Source organism: Bradyrhizobium sp. CCBAU 11430 (assembly GCF_028128855.1).
Taxonomy (GTDB): Bacteria; Pseudomonadota; Alphaproteobacteria; order Rhizobiales; family Xanthobacteraceae; genus Bradyrhizobium; species Bradyrhizobium ottawaense.
Genome location: NZ_LBJV01000059.1, coordinates 116,280 through 137,109, shown reverse-complemented (window position 1 = coordinate 137,109; position 20,830 = coordinate 116,280). Strand labels below are relative to the sequence as shown.

Genomic DNA, 20,830 nt, shown 5'->3' with positions numbered 1-20,830 from the left:
GGGTGGAAGCTGGGGGAATTTACGGATGCGGGGTGGGCGAAAGCGCCGCGCGACATTCTCCGCTGTCGTCCCTGCGCACGCAGGGACCCATAACCACAGGAAGTGGTGAGGCGAAGACTCTTAGTTAAGTTGTCAACCGGCACCGCGCGCCATCGATGGATCACGCGGTATGGGTCCCTGCATGCGCAGGGACGACAGCAGAGTTTGTGGCGCGGGTATCGCGCCACACGTGCAGCACGCGCACGCGGCCTCTACCGCGCCCCGAACGTGGTCTTGCCGAACAGCGCCTTCTGCGTCGAGGGCTGCGAGCGCCAGTATTGCGGCGGGGCTTCGACCTCGCCGCCGACATCGGCTGCGGCGTGCCAGGCCCAGCGCGGGTCGTAGAGCATGCCGCGGGCGAGCGCGACCATGTCGGCCTTGCCGGATGCGACGATCTCTTCGGCCTGCCTGCCGTCGGTGATCAGGCCGACGGCGATGGTCGGCAGTCCGGTCTCGCGCCTGATCGCCTCCGCGAACTGCACTTGATAGCCGGGGCCGAGCGGGATCTTCTGCAGCGGCGAGACGCCGCCGGAGGAGGCATCGATCCAGTCGACGCCGCGCGCCTTCAGCGCGTTGGCGAACTCGATCGTCTGCGCCAGATCCCAGCCGCCCTCGACCCAGTCGGTCGACGACACCCGCATGCCGACCGGCTTGTCGTGCGGGAAGACGGCGCGCACCGCATCGAAGATCTCGAGCGGAAAGCGCATGCGGTTCTGCAAAGACCCGCCATATTCGTCGGTGCGCCTGTTGGAGATCGGCGACAGGAACTGATGCAAGAGATAGCCGTGCGCGCCGTGCAGCTCGATGGCGTCGATGCCGATGCGCTCGGCGCGGCGAGCTGCATCGACGAAGGCCTCGCGGATGCGCTTGAGGCCCGCTGCGTCCAGCGCCAGCGGCGCGGCTTCGCCTTCCTTGTGCGGCAGCGCCGATGGCGCCACCGTCTGCCAGCCGCCCTGCTCCACCGGGATCAGCTGGCCGCCGTCCCAGGGCCGCGCGCTCGACGCTTTCCGGCCCGCATGGGCGAGCTGCATCGCGATCGCGGTGGAGGAATGCTTGCGCACCGAGGCGAGCACCTGCTTCAGCGCGGCCTCGGCGGCATCGCTGTAGAGCCCGAGGCAGCCCGGCGTGATGCGGCCGATCGCCTCGACATGGGTCGCCTCGATGCAGAACATCGCCGCGCCCGACAGGCTGAGATTGTTGATGTGGGTGAAGTGCCAGTCATTGGCGACGCCGTCGTCGGCCGAATATTGGCACATCGGCGACACCACGATGCGGTTCTTCAACGTCAGGCCGCGCAGCTTGATCGGGGAAAACAGGACGCTCATGCGGGGGAGTTCCGGGGGATGAGAGGGGCAGTGGAAAGAGTGTAGTATGCGGACAGACGATTGCTAGGCGCGCTGGGGAATGGCGGCTCGCCTCGGCGTGCATTCCCGCAATGTGGTCGCGAGATGACGCGGCAAATTCCGCTGTCATCCCGGACAAGCGTCAGCGCAGATCCGGGATCCATAGCCACAGGACAAAGTCGTCGAGCGAACTGCCACTCCGGGTCATCGTCAAATCACGCCTTGTGGGTATGGGTCCCGGGCTCGCGACTTCGTCGCGCCCCGGGACGACAGCAGTGGCCTACTCCGCCAGCGTGAATTGCATCAGCAGGGTCCGCTGCAGCATCGAGAAATTGTCGTCGGAGATCAGCGTCAGCACGGTCTCGCCTTCGGCCGTGACGTGGGCGTCGATGCCTTCCATGTTGTCGACCTCGTGGCCGAGATCGGCGGCGAACAGCGCGGGGCCGTCGACCAGCGCGCCAGGGGCGATCGACTTCAGCGGGATCGAGCGGATGCGGATGTTGACGCCGGTGAACCAGGAGAATTTGCGCTCCAGGATCAGAAGCTCGCCGGAGGGCAGCAGCACGGCATCGCTGATGTCGTATTTCTCGGTGCGGCGCACGCTGAACTGGCCGGGCGAGGGACCGCCGATCAGGAAGGCTGTGAGGTTGCCGTCGGCATCCAGCCCGCGCTCGGAGAAGGCGATCAGGGTGCCCGCCAGCGGCATGTTCTGGTCTTTGCCCTTGTCCTTTTCTTTGGGCACGACGACCAGCGCCTCCAGCCCCTTGTTGGAGGGCAGCTTGCGGATCCCCGCCGGCACCGGCACCACCTCGCCGCGCGCGCGCGTGCCGCCCTTGGAGAAGTCGTAGCGCAGGATCTGGTTGACGCGCTCGAGCCCGACATAGACGAAATTGCCGTCGCGCGCGATCGATTCCGAATCCCACCACAGGCGCTTTTCCGTGATCGGCCGCCCCTCGGCGCCGAGCAGCGGCGCGGCCTCGACGTCGTCGAGCCCGGTCATCTTGCCATTGGCGTAGCGGATGCGACCGGTGAACCAGCCGCCCTGGTCGGAGACCGCGAGGAAGCCCTCGCCCTTGGCATCGAGCCGAATGCCGGACAGGCCGCCAAAGCCGCGATAGCGCGAGGTCAGCACCAGGCCGCTGCGATAGTCCAGCGAGCCGAAGCGCGTGCGCGTGCGGTCGCGCGGCTCGAAATTGGGAATGGCGCGCGCGTTGACCTCGACGGTGACCGGCTCGACGACGGCGTTCTCGACCTGAAGCGCGCGCGGCGGCGGCTCGGCCGCGGCTTGCGCCAGCGCGAAGCGAGAGACTGCGAGTGTGGAAAATCCCGCCGCTGCAAAGCCGATAAAGCTGCGGCGGGATCGATGCGTGCTCACGAATGCAATTTGCGTCGCGGGCGACCGGCCGGCTGGGTGGGTGCGGTGTTGGTCTCGCTGAAGAGTTCAGCGAGCTTCTCGGTGATGGCGCCGCCGAGTTCCTCGGCATCCACGATCGTCACCGCGCGGCGGTAGTAGCGCGTCACGTCGTGGCCGATGCCGATCGCGATCAGCTCGACCGGCGAGCGGGTCTCGATCTCCTCGATGATGTGGCGCAGATGCCGCTCGAGATAATTGCCGGGATTGACCGACAGCGTGGAATCGTCGACCGGCGCACCGTCCGAGATCATCATCAGGATCTTGCGCTGCTCGGGCCGGCCCAGGAGGCGCTTATGCGCCCAGTCCAGAGCCTCGCCGTCGATGTTCTCCTTGAGGAGACCCTCGCGCATCATCAGGCCGAGATTTTTTCGCGCACGACGCCACGGAGCATCCGCCGACTTGTAGATGATGTGGCGGAGATCGTTGAGGCGGCCGGGATTGGCCGGCTTGCCGGCGGCAAGCCACGCTTCGCGGGACTGGCCACCTTTCCAGGCGCGCGTGGTAAATCCCAAAATCTCGACCTTGACGCCGCAACGCTCCAGCGTGCGCGCGAGGATGTCGGCGCAGGTCGCCGCGACCGTAATGGGCCGTCCGCGCATGGAGCCCGAATTGTCGAGCAGCAGCGTCACCACGGTGTCGCGGAACGTCGCCTCCTTCTCGTGCATGAAGGACAGCGGATGATAGGGATCGGTGACGACGCGCGACAGGCGCGCGGGGTCCAGAATGCCCTCTTCGAGATCGAACTCCCAGGCGCGGTTCTGCTGCGCCATCAGGCGGCGCTGCAGGCGGTTCGCGAGGCGGGCGACGATGCCCTGAAGATGCGCGAGCTGCTTGTCGAGATAGGCGCGCAGGCGCTCCAGCTCGTCATGGTCGCAGAGGTCTTCGGCGGCGATGATCTCGTCGAATTTCGGCGCGAAGGCGTGATATTCCGGCCCGCGCGGCTCGTTCTTGCCGTGCGAATTCGGACGCGTCGCCTCGCCCGGCGTCTCGTCGTCACCGAGCTCGCCGTCGTCGAACGTGTCCGAGGTCGAGGCCTGCGCGCTTTCCATCGCGCTCTCGCTCATCTCTTCCGAGCTCGCCTGCGCCTGGTCGGCGCTCATCTCCTGCGCGGCGTCGGAATCGGGCGAGCCTTCGGCGCCGGACTGGTCGTTGTCGCCGTCCTGGTTCTCGTCGTTCTCGTCATTGTCTTCGCTGTCGGCGTTGCGCTCGTCGCCGATATCGAGCGCGGTCAGGAGATCGTGCACGGCGTCGCCGAACCGGGTCTGGTCCTCGACCAGGGTGTCGAGCCGGTCGAGCCGCTTGCCGATCTTGTCTTCGAGAATGGGACGCCAGAGATCGACCATCTTCTTCGCGGCCGTCGGCGGCGCCATGCCGGTCAGGCGCTCGCGCACCAGCATCGCCAGCGCGTCGGCCAGCGGCGCGTCGGCACGGTCGGTGATCTCGTCGAACTTGCCGCGGTGGAAATGGTCGTCGAGCATCGCGGTGAGGTTTTTCGCAACGCCCGCCATGCGCCGCGCGCCGATCGCCTCCACCCTCGCCTGCTCCACCGCCTCGAACACGCCGCGCGCCTGCGGATTGCCGGGCATCAGCTTGCGATGCAGTTTGGCATCGTGACAGGCGATCTTGAGCGCGATGGAATCGGCGTGACCGCGCACGATGGCGGCATCACGCTTGGTCATTTTGCGCGCGGGCTCGGGCAGCCGCGCCTTGCCGGGTGCGAGGCCCGGCCGCTCGGCCGCGAAACTGACGTCCAGCTCCGGCGTCTTGGCGATCGCCTTGAGGCAGGAGGCCACCGAGCGCTTGAACGGCTCGGTCGGCGCTTCCTTGGTGCTGCGGAATTTGGAGTTGGAGGTGGTCATCTGACCCTATCTGTCGTCCCGGCGAACGCCGGGACCCATAACCACCGGCCGCTCTCGTGTCAGGAAACTATCAGCGTCGTTTCAATCGAAACATCACGCGGTATGGGTCCCGGCGTTCGCCGGGACCCACACCGTTAGAGATCAGCTCAGCGCCACATTCACCGCCGATTCCGGCAGCTCTGCGTTGAAGCAGCGCTGGTAGAACTCGGCGACCAGGGGACGTTCGAGCTCGTCGCACTTGTTGAGGAAGGTGACGCGGAACGCGAAGCCGATATCGCCGAAGATGTCGGCGTTCTCCGCCCAGGTGATCACCGTGCGCGGGCTCATCACCGTCGACAGATCGCCATTGGCGAAGGCGTTACGGGTGAGATCGGCGAGGCGCACCATCTTGTTGACGATGTCGCGGCCTTCCTGCGTGCGATAATGCTTGGCCTTGGCCAGCACGATCTCCACTTCCTCGTCATGGCTGAGATAGTTCAGCGTGGTGACGATCGACCAGCGGTCCATCTGGCCCTGGTTGATCTGCTGGGTGCCGTGATAGAGGCCCGAGGTGTCGCCGAGGCCAACCGTATTCGCCGTGGCGAAAAGCCGGAACGCCGGATGCGGCTTGATCACCTTGTTCTGGTCGAGCAGCGTCAGGCGGCCCGAGACTTCCAGCACGCGCTGGATCACGAACATCACGTCGGGGCGGCCGGCGTCGTATTCGTCGAACACCAGCGCGACGTTGTTCTGCAGCGCCCAGGGCAAAATGCCATCGCGGAATTCGGTGACCTGCTTGCCGTCACGGACCACGATCGAGTCCTTGCCGACGAGGTCGATACGGCTGATGTGGCTGTCGAGGTTGACGCGGACGCAGGGCCAGTTCAGCCGTGCCGCGACCTGCTCGATATGGGTGGATTTGCCGGTGCCGTGATAGCCGGTCACCATCACGCGGCGGTTGCGGGCGAAGCCGGCGAGAATGGCGAGCGTGGTGGCGCGGTCGAAGCGATAGTCGGAATCGACTTCGGGCACGTGAGGATCGACTTCGGAATAGGCAGGGACTTCGAGATCGCTGTCGATCCCGAACACCTGCCGCACCGACACCTTCATGTCGGGCAGACCGGAAACTTCCTCAACTTTGGACAGGGCGGCGGTCGTCATCAATCCTCCGAGGTCCCGGGCGGTCCCGAAACCAGTTATTTGCACGTTGGCTGCGGCTGGGTGCTGAAAATCAACCTATCAGAGACCAGTGGCCGGCAGAAGCCCGTGCCACAATCAAAGTTCCATTGTCTTTTCATTTAGATAGGCAAGGAACGCAGTTTTTGGAGGGCTGCCTTGCGAATCACGCTCGAATTTCGCGCCGGGGCGGGCGGTCCTGTCGACGCGAATGGCACTTTCGCCGCACGCCCTTACTTATGTAGGGTCGAACGGCCGTCATTCCGGGGCGCGCACAGCGCGAACCCGGAATCTCGAGATTCCGGGTTCGATGCTTCGCATCGCCCCGGAATGACAGCGCCTCTGGAGACGACGTGACGTCCTTCCTCGATCCCCTCATCTCGTTCGTCTCGGCCCATCCGTGGCTGGCCTATCTGACCCTGTTCCTGGCCGCCCTGCTCGAAGCGGTCCCGGTGGTGGGATCGGTCATCCCCGGCTCGACCATCATTCTGGCGCTGAGCGCCCTGGTTCCGGGCGGCGAGCTGAAACTGCAATGGGTGCTGCTCGCGGCGGCGGTCGGCGCCGTGCTCGGTGACGGCTCGGCCTACTGGATCGGGCACCGGCAGCAGCGCGAGATCCTCAACACCTGGCCGCTGACCAATTATCCCCGCGTGGTCGCCGAGAGCGAAAGCTTCTTCCACCGCTTCGGCACCTGGGCCGTGTTCTTCGCCCGTTTCGTGCCGCCGATCCGGGCCTTCGTGCCGGTCACGGCGGGCGCGCTGGGCATGGCGCCGGCAAAATTCTACGCGGTGAACATCCCGGCGATCCTGGTCTGGGCCCCCGCGCACGTGCTGCCGGGCGTGCTGGCGGTGTCGGCCCTGCACGAATATGCCGGGCTGCATCACCACGGGCATGTCGGCAAGCACATCTGGATGCTGACCGTGGTGGCGGTGGCGATCGTGGGCGGCGTGGGCGTGTGGATCTATCGGAGGCGGAACGGCGGCCGTGTCGCGGAGGCGAAGCCGCGGGTGTAGGAAGTCGCCACACCAAAAGTGTCGTCCCTGCGCACGCAGGGACCCATACCGCGTGATCTATCTATAAGACGGCGGTGCTTGTACCCCGGGAGGACTCTTCCACAACCAGTCTTCGCCAAACTGCTTCCTGGGGTTATGGGTCCCTGCGTTCGCATTGCGTTCGCAGGGACGACAGCGGAATATGACGCGCTCGCAGTGCCGCTAACCCGCAGCCCCCACTCTCCGCCCCGGCGCAGGTCCCACATACCTTGCCCTCGGCCTGATCAGCTTCCCGAACTGCAATTGCTCGCTGGCGTGTGCGATCCAGCCGACGCTGCGGGCCATCGCGAACAGAGCGAGCTCGCCGCCGGCGGGCAGGCGCAGCGCGTGCACGAGCACCGCGAGGGCATAGTCGATATTGACGAATTCGCCGGTCGCCTCCGCGATCCGCTCCGGCACCTCGCGCGTGAACTTTCGCGGCGCGCCGGCGCGGGAGAGCGCATTCAGCAGCGATTGCGCGCGGGGATCGCCGCGCTTGTAGACGCCATGGCCAAAGCCGGCAAAACGTTCGCCGAGCGCGACGCGCTCGCGCACCATCGGGGCGACATCGCGATCGATCAGGGTCTTGACGAGCTGCGAGGCCAGCACGCTCGCGCCGCCGTGCTTCGGCCCCTTCAACGAGGCGAGACCGGCGATCACGGCATCATAGAGGTTGAGGCCGGTCGAAGCCGCGCAGCGCGCCGTGAAGGTCGAAGCATTCAGCTCATGATCGGCGAGCAGAACGAGGGCGCGGCGGATCAGATCGGGCGCGTGCTTGTTGTCCGCCGCCCAGGCTCTTGCGATCTGCTGATGCAGCGGCTCGGCTGAGGGTTCGGCATTGAGCATGGTCGCGACCAGCAGCCGGACGATCCGTCCGCCGACCATGGCGCGGCCGTCGGGCGCACGGGTGAACGCACGGGGATCGACGCTCGCGGCCAGCGCGAGCACGGCGATGGCGCGGTCGATCGGCGCGGCCCGGCGTGCAGCTTCTGCGATCGTGCGCATCTCTTCGGAGAGCGCGGGCTGATTGTCCGGAGCGAACGGATCGACCTCGGAGACATCCCACAGCAGCGTCGCGGTGTGCTCCAGCGTGTCGTTCTCGGCGAGATCGACGCAATTGACGCCCCGATAGATCGCACCCTCTTCGGTGATGGTCGAGATCTCCGTGTCCATGACAGGCAGGTCGGCGTCGAAGCTGCGCAGGCCGCGCGGCTCCGGGGACGGCACCCGGCGCTCCTTCAGCGCGCGGACGTCCTCGGCGCGGTAGCGGTTTTTGCGCGAGTCCTGCGTCGGCTCGGAGCGGATCAGGCCGCGGCTGACATAGGCGTAGAGCGTGGCCGGCGAGATCGCGAGCTCGGCGGCGGCTTCCCGGGCGGAGAGATAGAGCCCCTCGGAATTTTTCATATTGATTTATATAATCAAGATTGATCAATCTGTCGAGAGGCCCGAATTTCCCTTGGTGCAACGCAAAGGGAGATTTGGGCCATGAACATCCACCTCACCAAAAGCCAGATCGGGCTGGACGGCGTTCCCGCGGCCGAGACCGTGCTGAGCCATGTCGACGGCGAGCGCGGCGAACTGATCATCGCCGGCGAGCATGTCGGTCGACTGGCGAGCCAGTCGAGCTTCGAGGGCGTCACCGCCCGGCTCTGGAACGGCGCCAGCAAGACCACCCTCACCGAAGCCAATGTGCGGGCGAGCCTCGGCCTTGCGCGCGAGCGCGCCTTCGCGCGGCTGCCGGACCTGCTGCCGGCAACGCGCGGCATGGGCGTCATCGACGGGTTTCGCGCGGCGGTCGCAGGACTTCGCGCCGAGCACGGGCTCGAGCACGAAGCGACGATCGTCGGCGCGTTTCCGGTGATCGCAGGCGCGCTGGTCCGGCGCGCAAAAGGACTCGACCCGGTCGCACCCGATCCCAATGTCAGCCATGCCGCCGATACGCTGCGCATGCTGCACGGGCGCGCGCCTGAAACCGGCGAGGTCACCGCGCTCGATGCCTACCTCGTCACCGCCAGCGACCACGGCATGAATGCCTCGACCTTCACCGCACGCGTGGTGGCCTCGACGCAAGCCGATCTGTTTGCCGCGGTGACTGCGGGCTATTGCGCGCTCACGGGCCCGCTGCATGGCGGCGCGCCGGAGCCGGTGCTGGAGATGCTGGACGCGATCGGCTCGCGCGAACGCATCCAGCCCTGGGTCGATGCGGCGCTGGCCCGCGGCGAGCGGATGATGGGCTTCGGTCACCGCGTCTATCGCGTGCGCGATCCGCGCGCCGACGTGCTCAAGACCGCGGTCGAGGCGCTGGCGTCCAACGGCACCGATTTGCCCTTTGCCGGCGAGGTCGAGGCCTATATCCGCAGCGCGCTGCGCAAGAAGAATCCGGAGCGCCCGCTGGAAACCAATGTCGAGTTCTTCACCGCGATCCTGCTCGATGCGCTGGCGATCCCGAGGCAGGCGTTCACGCCGATCTTCGCGGTCGCGCGCGCCGCAGGCTGGACCGCGCATGCGCTCGAGCAGCGGCGGACCGGGCGGTTGATCCGGCCGAGCTCGTCGTATGTGGGGGCGATGCCGGAGGCGTAGGCGACCAGCGCGCGGAAAGAGGCGCAACAGCGGAGTCAATCACTCCGCTGTCGTCCCTGCGAAAGCAATGCGAAAGCGGGGACCCATACCGCGTGATTTATCGGTGAGAGACAGGTGTGAGGACCACGGGAAGACCATTTCACTATGAGTCTTCGCCAAACGTCTCCCTGGGGTTATGGGTCCCGGATCTGCGCTCCGCTTGTCCGGGACGACACCGAGGGTTTGGCGCCGAGGTGCCTCGCACCTACACAGCGCCCGCGAGGCCCTACGCCTCCCGCACCACGGTCTTCAGATAATTATACGCCTTGATGATCTCGATCAGGCGATCTTCCGTCGAGCGGTCGCCGCCGTTGGCGTCGGGGTGGTGCTGCTTCACCAGCGCCTTGTACTTGGTCTTGACGTCGGCGAGCGTGGAATCGGGGCCGAGGCCCATGACCTGGAGCGCCTTGCGCTCGGCGTTCATCACCTTGCGCGTCTCGGCCTTGGGCGCGGCTTCGGGGCCCTTCCGCCAGCCCGCGCGGCCGTTGATCTCGCTGAACATACTGAACGGGTCGGCCGCCATGTCGATCTCGGCTTCCGCACCCTTCTTGCCGCCATTGGCGCCCATCTTCCAGGTCGGACGGTGGCCGGTCAGCGCATCCTTCTGGTAGCGCGCGACGGCATCGGCATTCATGCCGGAGAAGAAATTGTAGTTCTGGTTGTACTCGCGCACATGGTTCAGGCAGAAGTGCCAGTACTCGCGCTGGTTCTCGCGGCCCTTCGGCGCGCGATGCGCGCCCTTGTTCTGGCACCCGGCCCATTCGCAACCGACCGCGGTGTCGCGCGGCTTCACTTCCGGCTGCTTGCCCCGCGGCTTGACGCGGATGGAGTCGAAGAACTTTGATGAATCGATCGGCATGGCTGACTTTGACTACGCAATGCAAAAACCTTCAAGTCTTGACATTGCAATTAGCTGCGAACCCCGGCAATTGACGGGTGTGATCTCTGCACCCGGATGGCACAACATGGCTATGCGCGACACTATCAGCAACAAGTTGCAGGAAGCTTTCACGCCGGAAAGCCTCGATGTCGTCGACGAGTCACATCTGCATGAAGGCCACGCCGGCCATCGGCCAGGCGGTGAGACGCACTTCCGTGTGTATATCGTGTCTGATGCCTTCAAAGGGAAGAGCCGGGTCGAGCGCCACCGCATGATAAATTCGGCGCTGGCCGCGGAACTCTCCGGCAGCGTGCACGCGCTGGCGATCCAGGCGAAGGCGCCGGGGGAAAACTAGCTTCGTCATTCCGGGGCGGCTCGAAGAGCCGAACCCGGAATCTCGAGATTCTCGGGTGCGCAAGGGCGCGCACCCTAGTTCGATGCTCCGCATCGCCCCGGAATGACTGGGGGCTTAGAACGACGTCCCCGCCCGTCTCGGCTTCGCCTCTTCCAGCTCCGCCTCGCGCGGCACCGGTGAAATACGGAGCGCGGTGATGCGGTTGCGCTCGCGGCGCAGCACGCGGAAGCGGAAGCCGTGGAACGTAAAACTCTGGCCGCGGTCGGGGATCGAGCGCGCCTCGTGGATGACGAGGCCGGCGACGGTGGTTGCCTCTTCATCGGGCAGGTGCCAGTCCATGGCGCGGTTGAGATCGCGGATCGGCACCGAGCCGTCGACCACGACCGAGCCGTCCGGCTGGGCGCGCACGCCGGCGACCACGACGTCGTGCTCGTCGGAGATGTCGCCGACGATCTCCTCCAAAATGTCTTCCAGCGTCACCAGACCTTCGACTTCGCCATACTCGTCGACGACGAGCGCGAAATGGGTCTTGCGGCGGCGGAAGGCCTTGAGCTGCTCGGCGAGCGGCCGCATCTCCGGCACGAACCAGGGCGGCAGCGCGATGGTGGAGACGTCGATGCGCGAGGTGTCGCCGTCCGCAGCACGGATCGCGCGCAGGAGGTCCTTGGCATGGAGCACGCCGATGATGTTCTCCGGCTTCTCGCGCCAGAGCGGGATGCGGGTGTATTCGGTCGCCAGCACCTCGCGCACCAGCTCCTCCGGCGGCAAATCGGCGTTGATCATCATCATTTCGGTGCGATGGATCATGACGTCGGAGACCTGGAGCTCGCGCAGGTCCAAGAGGCCGCCGAGCATGTCGCGGTCCTGCTTCTCGAACTTGCCCTCGTGGTGCAACAGGTCGACCGCGCCGCGCAGGCGCTCGGTCGGCGACAGGATCGCCTGGTGCTCGCCGGCGAGGCCGAACAGGCGCATGAGCAGGCGCACGATGACCTCGACGATGCGCAGCAGCGGCCCCAGCACGTACATCGTCAGCCGCATCGGGCGCGCGACCGCAAGCGCGACGCGGTCGGGCGCATTGATCGCGATGGTCTTGGGCAGCACCTCCGCGAAGATCACGACCAGCGCGGTCATCACGCCGGTCGCATAGAGCACGCCGACATCGCCGAACCAGGCCGTGAAGATGGCGGTGGCGATCGCCGAGGAGCCGATATTGGCGATGTTGTTGCCGAGCAGCAGCGCCCCGATCAGGCGCTCGCGCATGTCGAGCAGATCGGAGACGACATCGGCGTCGTGATTACCCTGCTTGGAGAGGCGGAGCATGCTGGCGCGCGAGGCGCCGGTCAGCGCGGTCTCGCTCGCGGCGAAGAACGCCGAGACCAGGAGGCAGAGGACGACGATGGTGAATCCGAGCCAGTCCATGCATCACTCGACAGCAAGTATCACGCCCTGAGGGCGAGCTTGTCCTTCAGGAAGTCCCGCACCGGGGCCGGCTCGACATCCTTCGCGATCACCGCGCGCCCGACGGCCTCCAGCAGGATGAAGGTGAGCTTGCCGCGCGTGACCTTCTTGTCCTGCGCCATCAAGGCCATCAGCGCGTCGGCATCGGCAAGCCCTTCCTGCGCAAAGCCCGCGATGTCCTGCAGGCGCGTCGGCAGGCCGGCTTCGATCAGATGCCGCTCGACGCGCGACGCATCGGCTTCGCCGATCATGCCGAGCTTTGCCGAGAACTGCGCCGCCAGCGTCATGCCGATGGCAACGCCTTCGCCGTGGAACAGGCGGTCGGAGAAGCCGGTCGCAGCTTCCAGCGCGTGACCGAAGGTATGGCCGAGATTGAGCAGCGCGCGCTCGCCGGTCTCGCGCTCGTCGCGGGAGACGATTCCGGCCTTGGCGCGGCAGGAGGTCGCGATCGCATGCTCGCGCGCCGAGCCGCCCTTGAAGATGTCGGAATGGTTCTTCTCCAGCCAGGTGAAGAAGGCTTCGTCGCCGAGCACGCCGTATTTGGCGACCTCGGCATAGCCGGCGCGGAACTGCCGCGGCGACAGCGTGTCGAGCACGGCGGTGTCGGCGACCACCAGCACCGGCTGGTGGAACGCGCCGAGCAAATTCTTGCCCTGCGGCGAGTTGATGCCGGTCTTGCCGCCGACGGATGAATCGACCTGCGCCAGCAGCGAGGTCGGCACCTGCACGAAATCGACGCCGCGGCGCAGGATCGCCGCGGCAAAGCCGGCGAGATCGCCGACCACGCCGCCGCCGAGCGCGATGACGAGATCGTTGCGCTCGATCTTGGCGGCGATCAGGGCCTCGCTGACCTTTTCGAGGCCGGCATAGGTCTTGGAGATCTCGCCTTCCTCGACGACGACGCGCGAGGTCGGGATGCCGCTGGCGGCAAGCGAAGCCTCGGTGGGCTCGAGCCAGTGTTTTGCAACGGTTCGATCCGTCACGATCGCGGTGCGCACGCCGGGACGCAAGGCCGCGACCCGTTCGCCGAGCGAGGCCAGCACCCCGCGGCCGATGACGATGTCATAGGCGCGATTCCCGAGCGCGACCTCGACGTTGACGGGATCGGAATGTTTCAACGGCGCAGTCATCGTATGGCACTCGCAACGTCGGCAGGTGGTTGGGTGGCTTGCTCACCACAGAGATGCGCGCGTAGCGCCTCGATGGTCTCCTCGACGATTCTGTCGTGCGGCACGTCGCGCGAGGCGATGGTGAGATCGGCATGGCCGTAGACCGGCTCGCGCTCGGTGAGCAGGCGCGTCACGGTTCCCTCGGGGTCGGCGGTCTGGAGCAGCGGGCGGTCGGCACGGCGCCGCACGCGGCGCATGATGACGTCGTGGTCCGCCTTGAGCCAGATCGACACCGCCTTCGCCGCGATGCGCGCGCGCGTCTCCTCGCGCATGAATGCGCCGCCGCCGGTCGCCAGCACCACCGGCCCGCTGTCGAGCAGCCGCGCGATCACCCTGGCCTCGCCGTCGCGGAAATATTGCTCGCCGTGGCGCTCGAAGATCTCCGGGATGGTCATCTGGGCCGAGGTCTCGATCTCGGTGTCGGCGTCGACGAAGGGAAGCTTCAGCCGGGTCGCCATGCGGCGGCCGATGGTGGATTTGCCCACCCCCATCATGCCGACGAGCACGATCGAGCGCGCCCCGAGCGCCGACAGGATGTCGGCTTCGGGCGAAGCTGGTATCGGCAACGCGGCGTCGGACATGGATATTGCTCTGGATCTCGCTCTGGATCTCGCTCGATCTGCCGCCAAAGGCGGCATGCTTTGGCCACCTATACGACCCCGCAGGGGGCCTCGCCAGTGGACTCTTGCCACGAAACGGCGAACATGTTGGATGATTTCATTGGTTAATTTGCCCGCCAGTCCCCTGCAGAGACCTCAGAACGATGCCCAGCCTGTTCCGCTTCCTGACGGTCGTCGCCGTGATCGCCGGCATCGTCTATGGCGTGGTCTTCGCACTGGCCAATTTCGTCAGTCCCAAGTCGCGGGAAATGACGGTGACGATCCCGCCGGACAAGTTTCTCAAGAAATAGACGCTGGTTGCACGCGTCAGGCGCCCTGCGAACTTCGCGTCAAAGCGAGGCGCAGCAGGCGCAAGAATAGCTGCGTATCTTCGAGAAGATTCTGGCCCGCGGCCTGCGCCTCCTTGATCCCTTCCATCGCCGCCACGATGATGCCGGCGAGGTCTGTCGGCGAGGCCTTCAAAGCGTCCAGGGTGATCGCATTCCGCGCTTGCGCATCGGCCAGTGCGCGAGCAAGCAAAGCCACCAACCGGGCGCGCGCGGCCAGCGTGATGTCCTTGGCCAGCGTCATATTGGCGTCGAACAGCTCTGCCGCGTCCGCGCTGCCGGCGAACGGCACGATCAAATCGCGCTGGAACGCTGCAATCGCCAGCTCGATCCGGCTGAACACGTCGCCGTCGCCGGCGAGCGCGGCTTCGACGCTGCGCATCGTCTTGGCATGCGCCCGCTCCGACCCGGCCCGAAACAATTCCTCCTTGCTGCCAAAGCTCAAATAGAGCGCCGCGCGCGAGATGCCGGCCGCCCGCGCGATGTCGGCCATCGACGTCTTGCGGAAGCCGTGGCGGACGAACACCGGCAATGCCGCCTCGAGAATTGCTCCGGCCTTGTGATCGCTGTCTTTCATCGAGACATATTGACAGTTCGGGTCCAATTCGTCAAAAGACGATTAGACAACTACAGTCTAATTGTCCAATTCGACTTGATCGGAGTTCAAGATCTTGAAAAATCAAATGGATTCTCAACTTCCTCAACCGACCGCCACGGTCCTGGTGACCGGCGTCGGCGGATTTCTCGGCGGCCATGTCGCCAGCCAGCTGCTGGCGAGCGGCTATCGCGTGCGCGGGACCGTCCGCAGTCTGCACGCCTGCAACCGGATCCGGAGCCAGATTTGCGCGACCGCGCCTGCCGCCGGTGCGCTCAGTTTTGCCCGGGCGGATCTTTGCTCCGACGACGGATGGGACGACGCTCTGAGGGGCTGTCGCTATGTCATTCACACGGCCTCGCCATTTCCGGCGGGATTGCCTGACAACGCAGACGAGCTGATCCAGACCGCGCGCGACGGTGCACTACGCGTGTTGCGCGCGGCCCATGACGCCGGCGTGGCACGCGTGGTGCTGACATCCTCGATCGCCGCCACCAATCACGGTAGCGGCCAGCCTCCCTACACCGAGAACGATTGGACCGATCCGACCAGCGCGCGGGCGACGCCCTACTACAAATCGAAAACCCTGGCCGAGCAGGCCGCGTGGAGCTTTGCGCGGAACAGCGGGCTCGATCTGTGCGTGATCAATCCCGGCATGATCTTCGGACCGCTGCTCGGCCCGCAATACGGCACGTCCGTCGGACTGATCCAGCAAATGATGAGCGGCAAGTTGAAGCGTGTGCCGCGCTTTGGCTTTGCGGTCGCGGATGTGCGCGATGTGGCCGACGCCCATATCCGCGCGATGACCTGTCCTGATGCCGCCGGAGAGCGCTTCATCGTCGGCGGAGGTTTTTTCTGGTTGAGGGACTTGGCCGCGGTGCTGGCGACATCGTTTCCGGCTTATGCGGCCCGCTTGCCGCGCGGCGACGTGCCGAACTGGATGGTGAGGGCGCTGGCCCCGTTCAGCGGGCGCTCCCGCATGATCGTGCATGAGCTCGACCGCGACCTCAGCGTCAGCGCCGCCAAGGCGCACCGCGTGCTGAACTGGCAACCACGGCCTGATGAGGATTGCATCCGGGCCAGCGCCCAAAGCCTGATCGACCATCGCTTGATCGCCACGCCGTAGACGGCTGGACCCCCTCGCCCACTCTTGCAGAACTGGAGAACCACCAATGACGACGCACGCGACCGACACGGACTCACCGCAAGCCGAGCACATCCGCAACACCGAACGGGCCCGGCTGCGCGCGCTGGTCGAGGGAGACATTGCGCAGGCGGAGCCGCTTCATGCACCGGAGTTTCAGTTGATAACGCCCATCGGCATGCCGCTCTCCAAGGGCGAATATCTGGGTGCGATCCAGAGCGGGCAGATCCAGTACCTGATGTGGGAACCCGGCGCGATCGCAGTCCGCCAGCAGAACGATCACGCCGTGATCCGATATCGCGCCAGGCTGGAGATCGTTTTTGCTGGCCACCGCGTTGCCCCTGCGGACTATTGGCACACCGACACTTACGAGCACCGCGAGGGGCGTTGGATGGTGGTCTGGTCGCAGGCGACGGCGATCAGCGAAATGGCCTAGAATTTCGAAGAGAGCGTTCGGGCCCGCTCCACATTGCTGGTGAGTTTCTCAAGAAATAGGAGCTAGCCTCCCGGGCATGCGCACCAAGCCCTCAGATGCCAAGCTCACCGGCCTGTTCCTCGACATGCTCGCGGCGGAACAGGGCGCCGGACCCAACACGCTCGACGCCTATCGCCGCGACCTCACCGATTTCTCGGAATTTTTGGGCCGCGTCGGGCACAGCTTTGCCGACGCCGAGACGCAAAATTTGCGCGATTATCTCGCCGATCTCGATGCCCGCGGCTTCAAATCCACCAGCGTCGCGCGGCGGCTGTCGGCGATGCGGCATCTCTATCGCTTCCTGCTGAACGAACGCATCCGAGCTGAGGATCCCGCCGCGATCCTGTCCGGCCCCAAGCGCGGCCGCGGCCTGCCGAAGGTGCTGTCGATCGCCGATGTCGATCGCATGCTCCGGCGCGCCAAGGAATTGAGCGAGGCGCAAGATGCCTCGCCGTCGAAGCGGCTGCGCGCCTTGCGGCTGTATTGCCTGCTCGAGGTGCTCTACGCCACCGGCCTGCGCGTCTCCGAGCTGGTGGCGCTGCCGCGCTCGGCGGCCAAGCGCGACGCCCGCATGATCGTGGTGCGCGGCAAGGGCAACAAGGAGCGCCTGGTGCCGCTCAACGAGGCCTCGCGCCAGGCGATGGCGGATTATCTCGCGGCGACGGAAGCTGCGAAGACGGAGAAGAAGAAGGACAGCCTCGCCGCTTCCAAGTGGCTGTTCCCCTCGTTCGGCGAGAGCGGACATCTGACGCGCCAGCATTTTGCCCGCGACCTCAAGGAGCTCGCGGTCGCCTCGGGGCTGCAGGCGCGGCTGGTCTCCCCGCACGTGCTGCGCCATGCCTTTGCCAGCCATCTCCTGCACAATGGTGCCGATTTGCGCATCGTGCAGACCCTGCTCGGCCACACCGACATCTCGACGACGCAGATCTACACCCATGTGGTGGAGGAGCGGCTGAAGAGCCTCGTGCGCGACCTGCACCCGCTGGCGGAGAAGTAACTGTCGTCCCTGCGAACGCATGCGTTCGCAGGGACCCATACCGCGTGATCTATCCGCGGAGGGTGGTGTGAGTACCTCGGGAACGCCGCTTCACTGCCAGTCTTCGCCAAACTTCTCCCTGTGGTTATGGGTCCCCGCGTGCGCGGGGACGACGGCGGAGGCCGAAACCGCCTTGACTTCGGCCACATCTCCGCAGAAAGAGCCGGGGCCTTCGCATGATTTGACGGGCCCGCCCGCAGCACACAGGTCAACTCATTGAAGAAGCTACACTTCTTTCCGTAGGTTCGAATCCGCTTCGCCGCCTCGCCCCGTTCTCCCTATATTGAGTTGATGCAAGACCAGATGCGCAGCTATCTCGACTTCGAAAAGCCCGTCGCCGAGCTCGACTCCAAGGTCGACGAGCTCAGGACGCTGGCGGCCTCCGGCACCGACATCTCCGATGAGATCGGGCGGATCGAGGACAAGGCGGCGCAGGCGCTGGCCGACCTCTATCAAAACCTGACGCCGTGGCAGAAGACGCTGGTCGCGCGGCATCCGCAGCGACCGCATTTCAACGATTTCATCAAGGGCCTGATCACCGAATTCACCCCGCTCGCCGGCGACCGCAAGTTCGGCGAGGACGAGGCGCTGGTCGCCGGCTTCGGCCGTTTCCGCGGCGAGGCGATCTGCGTGATGGGCCAGGAAAAAGGCGATTCCACCGAAAGCCGCATCAAGCACAATTTCGGCATGGCGCGCCCCGAGGGCTACCGCAAATGCGTGCGGCTGATGGAGATGGCCGAGCGGTTCGGCCTGCCGGTGCTGTCGCTCGCCGATTCTGCCGGCGCCTATCCCGGCATCGGCGCCGAAGAGCGGGGCCAGGCCGAAGCGATCGCGCGCTCGACCGATGCCTGCATGGCGCTGACCGTGCCGAACGTCGCCATCATCACCGGCGAGGGCATGTCGGGCGGCGCCATCGCCATCACCACCGCCAACAAGGTGCTGATGCTGGAGCACGCCATCTACAGCGTGATCTCGCCGGAAGCGGCGTCCTCGATCCTCTGGCGCGATGGCACCAAGGCCCAGGAAGCCGCCAACAACATGAAGATCACCGCCCAGGACATGCTCCGCTTCGGGGTGATCGACAGCATTTTGAAGGAGCCGGTCGGCGGCGCCCACCGCGACCCCGCCGCCATGATCGCCACCACCGGCGACGCCATCGCCAAAGCCTTCGACGAGCTCCGGGGCCTCGACGGCGACGCCATCCGCAAGCAGCGCCGGCAGAAATTCCTCGATATCGGCAGGAAACTGGGCTGATTCGTCCCGATTCCGGTGCCGTAGGGTGGGCAAAGGCGCGAAGCGCCGTGCCCACGTCTTCGCATCAATGGGGCAGAACGTGGGCACGCTGCGCTTTGCCCACCCTACGAAACCTGTCGGGCCGCCCCGGTAACCCCGCATTAACCCTTTTTTTGCCCAAATCAGCGATCTGAGTCCGGGTCGGGCCGCAAAGCCCAAGTTCGGTCCCAAAGTAAGGCCCAAAGTCGCGTCCATTCAGTCTTCGTTGACCATGCCGATGGGCCAACGGGCTCGTGATCCCCGCTCGGGTTGCGACCACATGACCCAGAGGTTAGAATTTTAATCAATGGCTTCAGGGCATAAGCGCTGGGGCGTGAGCTGAAAAAGCCCGTCACGACGGGTCCGGTTCTCCGGTCGGATCATGCTCCATCAGAATTGGGGTTCGCGCTTTCTGCCCGGCACGGTGTGGGGTCCATCTTGATTTCTCGTTCGCTTGCTCGCGCGCTTTTGGCTTCGGTCGCGCTGATGACGGCCAGCGTCCTGCTGGCCGGCTGCGATACCGACCAGGTCTCGCTCGCGACCAACGCCAAGGCCAACCAGCCGGTGCCGCCAAAGCTTCTCGCCGCGATGGTCGAGAAGGACATGGATCTGCAGTCGCCGATCCTGGTGCGCCTGTTCAAGCAGGAGGCCGAGCTCGAGGTCTGGAAGCAGGCCCGCAACGGCCAGTTCGCGCTGCTCAAGACCTATCCGATCTGCCGCTGGTCCGGCGACCTCGGACCGAAGGTGCGCGAAGGCGACCGCCAGGCGCCGGAGGGATTTTATTCGATCAACCCGAGCCAGATGAATCCGCAATCGGCCTACTACCTGTCGTTCAACACGGGTTACCCGAACGCGTTCGACAAGGCTCTCGGCCGCACCGGCTCGCAGCTGATGGTGCATGGCGACTGCTCCTCGCGCGGCTGCTACGCGATGACGGACGAGCAGATCGCGGAGATCTATTCGCTCGGCCGCGAATCCTTCTTCGGCGGCCAGAAGGCGTTCCAGCTGCAGGCCTATCCGTTCAAGATGACGCCGGTGAACATGGCCAAGCACCGGAACAATCCGAACATGCCGTTCTGGAAGATGATCAAGGAAGGCTATGATCATTTCGAGGTGACGCGGCAGGAGCCGAAGGTCGATTTCTGCGAGAAGAAGTACGTCTTCGACGCGGCGAAGCCCGCGGACGCAAAGCGCGATCCGGTGTTCGACGCCTCGGCAAAGTGCCCGGCCTATGTGATTCCCGAGGACGTCGTCGCCGCCGTGCGGGGCAAGCAAGCCAAGGACGAGGCGGAATACGCGAGGCTGGTCGCCAAGGGCACGCCGGTGGCGCGCATGAACACCGGCATCGACGGCGGCATGAACAAGATCTTTGCGGCGAAGATCCCGGAAGGCTCGACCGGCCTGTCCGAGGGCGCCGAAGGCACCACGCTGCAGATGCTGGCGATGGCGAAGGCGCCGGGCACGATCCCCGGCCACGTCAATCCGCCCAAGCCGAACCTCGACAGCGCGGCGTCCGCGCCTGCGCCGCAGGAAGAGCCCGTGGTCGCCGTCAGCGCCCCCGCGACCAGCGCGCGCGTCGCCACCGCCGCGCCGGCTGAAAAGTCCGGCGGCTTCTTCTCCAACCTCGGCCGCAAGATGGGCATGGGCTCATCCGACACGACGGCCACCACCCCGCCGCCGCAAGCCACGGCATCCGTGGCCCCGGCCACCACGACCACGACGCCGCCGACCGCGGCGTCGCGGCTCAAGGCCGCAGTGACCCGGTTCGTGCCGGGGCATGACAAGTCCAAGGACGCGACAAAGGAAGCGGCGAAGGACGCGCCGAAGCCGGCTGCGACCGTGGCCGCCAAGCCCGCCGAACCGGCAAAGCAGCCCGACACCCGCCTCGCCGCAACGCGCCCGGCGCTGAAGCCGTCGGTGAGCGATGGTGCCGGTGAAGCGACGCAGATCATGGGCGCCGCGCCGGTGATCTCGTCGAACTCGTTCGACAGCCGCTTTGGGGCGGTGAAGTAGGCGGGCACACCGCGCACCTGTTCTCGC

Annotated in this window: 19 protein-coding genes; 9 read left to right on the top strand and 10 right to left on the bottom strand. The window is 65.8% G+C overall.

All coding sequences use genetic code 11. The features are described from left to right. Positions 1–251: 251 nt before the first annotated feature. From XI04_RS19580 to cobS, 4 genes are all read right to left on the bottom strand, one after another. Positions 252–1,364: an NADH:flavin oxidoreductase/NADH oxidase gene (locus XI04_RS19580; RefSeq protein WP_271608733.1), complete on the bottom strand. Its 1,113-nt coding sequence runs from the start codon at positions 1,362–1,364 to the stop codon at positions 252–254. Positions 1,365–1,662: 298 nt separating this feature from the next. Further along, entirely contained in the window at positions 1,663–2,757 is a 1,095-nt protein-coding gene (locus XI04_RS19575) for an esterase-like activity of phytase family protein (RefSeq protein WP_271608732.1), read from the bottom strand. Further along, positions 2,754–4,655 carry a cobaltochelatase subunit CobT gene (gene cobT, locus XI04_RS19570; RefSeq protein WP_028141858.1) on the bottom strand — a complete coding sequence of 634 codons (1,902 nt, stop codon included), beginning with the start codon at positions 4,653–4,655 and terminating at the stop codon, positions 2,754–2,756. The genes XI04_RS19575 and cobT overlap by 4 nt, the downstream gene beginning before the upstream one ends. A gap of 141 nt (positions 4,656–4,796) precedes the next feature. Then, complete coding sequence (gene cobS, locus XI04_RS19565) at positions 4,797–5,795, bottom strand: cobaltochelatase subunit CobS (RefSeq protein WP_028141859.1); 999 nt, start codon at positions 5,793–5,795, stop codon at positions 4,797–4,799. Positions 5,796–6,163: 368 nt separating this feature from the next. Here cobS and XI04_RS19560 point away from each other — a divergent pair, with 368 nt between their 5' ends. Further along, complete coding sequence (locus tag XI04_RS19560) at positions 6,164–6,823, top strand: DedA family protein (RefSeq protein WP_271608731.1); 660 nt, start codon at positions 6,164–6,166, stop codon at positions 6,821–6,823. A gap of 201 nt (positions 6,824–7,024) precedes the next feature. Here XI04_RS19560 and XI04_RS19555 read toward each other — a convergent pair whose 3' ends face one another. Continuing rightward, on the bottom strand, positions 7,025–8,245 hold the full coding sequence (locus XI04_RS19555) for a citrate synthase family protein (protein WP_271608730.1): 1,221 nt from the start codon (positions 8,243–8,245) through the stop codon (positions 7,025–7,027). 81 nt (positions 8,246–8,326) lie between these two features. On the opposite strand from XI04_RS19555, the gene XI04_RS19550 reads away from it, so the two are divergent. Beyond that, positions 8,327–9,421 carry a citrate synthase/methylcitrate synthase gene (locus tag XI04_RS19550; RefSeq protein WP_028141862.1) on the top strand — a complete coding sequence of 365 codons (1,095 nt, stop codon included), beginning with the start codon at positions 8,327–8,329 and terminating at the stop codon, positions 9,419–9,421. Positions 9,422–9,686: 265 nt separating this feature from the next. Here the strand turns inward: XI04_RS19550 and XI04_RS19545 are convergent, their stop codons facing one another. After that, a complete protein-coding gene (locus tag XI04_RS19545) occupies positions 9,687–10,319 on the bottom strand; it encodes a J domain-containing protein (RefSeq protein WP_028141863.1) in 633 nt (210 codons plus the stop codon). Positions 10,320–10,425: 106 nt separating this feature from the next. Here XI04_RS19545 and XI04_RS19540 point away from each other — a divergent pair, with 106 nt between their 5' ends. After that, a complete protein-coding gene (locus XI04_RS19540; RefSeq protein WP_028141864.1) occupies positions 10,426–10,695 on the top strand; it encodes a BolA family protein in 270 nt (89 codons plus the stop codon). Between the two features lie 114 nt (positions 10,696–10,809). Here the strand turns inward: XI04_RS19540 and XI04_RS19535 are convergent, their stop codons facing one another. Genes XI04_RS19535 through XI04_RS19525 form a run of 3 tightly spaced genes read right to left on the bottom strand, consistent with a single transcriptional unit; the run spans position 10,810 to position 13,903 of the window. Next, complete coding sequence (locus XI04_RS19535) at positions 10,810–12,114, bottom strand: HlyC/CorC family transporter (protein ID WP_028141865.1); 1,305 nt, start codon at positions 12,112–12,114, stop codon at positions 10,810–10,812. Between the two features lie 20 nt (positions 12,115–12,134). After that, positions 12,135–13,283 carry a 3-dehydroquinate synthase gene (gene aroB, locus XI04_RS19530; protein WP_028141866.1) on the bottom strand — a complete coding sequence of 383 codons (1,149 nt, stop codon included), beginning with the start codon at positions 13,281–13,283 and terminating at the stop codon, positions 12,135–12,137. After that, positions 13,280–13,903, bottom strand: a complete 624-nt coding sequence (locus tag XI04_RS19525) for a shikimate kinase (RefSeq protein WP_028141867.1) — start codon at positions 13,901–13,903, stop codon at positions 13,280–13,282. The genes aroB and XI04_RS19525 overlap by 4 nt, the downstream gene beginning before the upstream one ends. 182 nt (positions 13,904–14,085) lie before the next feature. On the opposite strand from XI04_RS19525, the gene XI04_RS19520 reads away from it, so the two are divergent. Then, entirely contained in the window at positions 14,086–14,232 is a 147-nt protein-coding gene (locus tag XI04_RS19520; protein ID WP_014439243.1) for a hypothetical protein, read from the top strand. A gap of 16 nt (positions 14,233–14,248) precedes the next feature. Here XI04_RS19520 and XI04_RS19515 read toward each other — a convergent pair whose 3' ends face one another. Continuing rightward, positions 14,249–14,845, bottom strand: coding sequence for a TetR/AcrR family transcriptional regulator (locus tag XI04_RS19515; protein WP_038951268.1), 597 nt, complete (start codon positions 14,843–14,845; stop codon positions 14,249–14,251). A gap of 106 nt (positions 14,846–14,951) precedes the next feature. On the opposite strand from XI04_RS19515, the gene XI04_RS19510 reads away from it, so the two are divergent. The 5 genes from XI04_RS19510 (at position 14,952) to XI04_RS19490 (ending at position 20,803) form a co-directional block, all read left to right on the top strand. Then, positions 14,952–15,989 (top strand): SDR family oxidoreductase, encoded by a 1,038-nt coding sequence (locus tag XI04_RS19510; protein WP_271608729.1) that lies wholly within the window; start codon positions 14,952–14,954, stop codon positions 15,987–15,989. 46 nt (positions 15,990–16,035) lie between these two features. Continuing rightward, positions 16,036–16,443 (top strand): nuclear transport factor 2 family protein, encoded by a 408-nt coding sequence (locus XI04_RS19505; protein ID WP_028141870.1) that lies wholly within the window; start codon positions 16,036–16,038, stop codon positions 16,441–16,443. A gap of 76 nt (positions 16,444–16,519) precedes the next feature. Further along, a complete protein-coding gene (gene xerD, locus XI04_RS19500; protein ID WP_028141871.1) occupies positions 16,520–17,479 on the top strand; it encodes a site-specific tyrosine recombinase XerD in 960 nt (319 codons plus the stop codon). Between the two features lie 330 nt (positions 17,480–17,809). Continuing rightward, the gene (locus XI04_RS19495; RefSeq protein WP_018320570.1) at positions 17,810–18,772 is read left to right on the top strand and encodes an acetyl-CoA carboxylase carboxyltransferase subunit alpha; all 963 of its coding nucleotides are present in this window, start codon (positions 17,810–17,812) and stop codon (positions 18,770–18,772) included. A 504-nt stretch (positions 18,773–19,276) separates the two neighbouring features. Continuing rightward, positions 19,277–20,803, top strand: a complete 1,527-nt coding sequence (locus XI04_RS19490) for a L,D-transpeptidase family protein (RefSeq protein WP_271608728.1) — start codon at positions 19,277–19,279, stop codon at positions 20,801–20,803. Positions 20,804–20,830: the final 27 nt, after the last annotated feature.